Source organism: Mesorhizobium sp. M7A.F.Ca.CA.002.05.1.1 (genome assembly GCF_003998335.1).
Taxonomy (GTDB): Bacteria; Pseudomonadota; Alphaproteobacteria; order Rhizobiales; family Rhizobiaceae; genus Mesorhizobium.
The window spans coordinates 1-2,131 of sequence record NZ_RZQI01000978.1; the positions used below are offsets into that span (position 1 = coordinate 1).

2 protein-coding genes are annotated in these 2,131 nt (G+C 63.4%); both read right to left on the minus strand.

Annotation, left to right across the window (positions count from 1 at the left end; translation table 11 throughout):
* The coding region (locus EN939_RS31390; protein WP_164751386.1) for a DMT family transporter at nt 1–757 on the minus strand (757 nt) is incomplete at its 3' end.
* Nucleotides 758–932: 175 nt separating this feature from the next.
* On the minus strand, nt 933–2,131 hold a 1,199-nt coding region (locus tag EN939_RS31395; RefSeq protein WP_127271491.1), incomplete at its 5' end, for a S10 family peptidase.

Sequence of the window (2,131 nt, forward strand, 5' to 3'; positions counted from 1 at the left end):
ACAGCGAGGTGTATTCCAGCCGCGCGAGGACCGAAGCCGGCGTGCGCTTCATGCCTTCGAACAGAAGATATTGTGCCAGGCCGCCGAGTGCGCCGACGCTGGCAAGGAGCAGCAACTGAGCCCCGTCCGGTGTCCGCCACAACAACAATGCCGGCACCGCCGAAAACAGCAGGAAATAGAAATTGTTGAGCAGGAGCTGGATCATCGAGCACTCGGCAAGGGCGGTCTTGCGCAAGAGCACGATGGCGATGCCCCACAAGAAGGCCGCCGCCAGCACCAGCAGCACCGGCACGGACAGGCCGAGATGGGTCGGATCGCAAGCGACGAACACGCCGGCAAAGCCGATCAGCACCGCCAGCCAGCGCAGCATCGGCACCTTTTCGCCGAGCAGGAACACTGAAAGCACTGTGACGATGATCGGGGCCGCATAATAGACGGTGGTCAGCTCGGCGAGCTGCAGGCTGCGCGCGGCGTTGTAGTAACACAGCCACGCAGCAAGCGTGAAGGCACTGCGCACCAGCATCGGCCGCACGATCGGCGAGCGCATCGTGTCGGCAAACAACTGTCGTCCGCCGATCGCCGCGCACGCGCCCAGAATGGCAATGCTGCGGAAGAACATGATCTGCCAGACGCTCATGCCGACGACCAACAGCTTGATCGAGGCATCCTGTGTCGAAAACAGCAAATAGGCAGCACCGGTCAGCAGGATGCCTGCAAGCACCCGCTCGCGTGTTTCGAGAATGGCGATATCGGCCATAAGGCGCGTGGGACCAAATTGCCGGAGCGGCAGAATGCTGTGAGGAGCGACACGAGGAGCTGTGAATTCAGTTCCCTCGGCACCAAGCTATAAGGGCGAAAATCGCTGCGGCGCTACGCCAGCCCGCTGGTTATGTTGGGGCAGGGGGCCATGCCGAGCTGCACTGTCGCCAAGCCTACTGCGTCGCCTGGTAAAGCTCCGAAGCGGCTTCTTTCAGCGCGCGTCGGCCGTCGGACCTGAAATACATCATGTGCCCGCCCTCGACGACATCGAGACGGATAGGCTTGGCATCGGCGAGCGATGGGATCTGGTTCACCAGGTAGCGCGAGGCGAGGTAAGGCGTGACCAGGTCGGTGTAGCCGTTGACGATCACGACACCAAGCGAAGGGTTCAGTGAGCGTGCGCGCTGCAGATCGTCCATCACTCCGGCATAGCCTTGCCGCGAGGCGCTGGTCCCGTAATCCCATTTGTGGCTGATTTCGCCATTGAGCAGCCGATAGCTGACATCGGTGCGGAAACTCAATTCGTCACGGATGTAGCCGACGAAAGCCGACGTCAGCGCCGGCACGCTGCGGTCGAGCACCGGATCCGGGCCGGCGATGCGGGCGCTCTCAGGCGCGATATCGGCTGTGCCGATCGTGGCGTCATAGGGGCTGAGCACCTTGCCGCTGGCACGGGCGAACTCCCTTGCGAACAGGCTGGTGGGGATGCGAGCGGAGTTCCGTTGCACCAAATCGAGTGGCAGGCCGGTGATCTCAGCGACGCGCTGGCTCGCCAGCCGCCTGCCTTGCTCCAGTCCGCTGGTGATTGCCGTAAGGTAATCGCCCATCGCATAATGTTCGACTTCGGCCAGCTTCTCCCGCAATGCATCGCCGCTGACGCCTTCGGTGCGTAGCCGCACCGCCGCCAGTGACGGCAGTTCGAGCGCCCAATGCAGCGGCTCGAATTCGTCGGGCTGCACCAGCGTGAACTCCAGCGCTGGCGAGATCAGCACGATGCCGCTCGGACTGACGCCGATATCTTCCTGCAATGTCCTGGCGAGCAGCGCCGCGCGGAACCCGCCATAGCTTTCGCCGGCGAGGAACAGCGGCGACCCGGTGCGGCCGTTCTGCGCGAGATAGAGCCGGATGAAGGCGCCAATCGAGCTGGCATCCTGGTTGACGCCCCAGAAATCGCGCGTGTCCTGCCCCGGTGCCTCGCGGCTGTAGCCGGTCCCCACCGGATCGACGAAGACGAGATCCGTCATGTCGAGCCAGCTGTCCGGATTGTCGATCAGTCTTTGCGGTGAGGGCAGGAGTTCGCCATCGGCTCCCGTCGCGATTATCCGTGGACCGAGTGCGCCGAGATGCAGATAGGCGGACGCTGCTCCAGGGC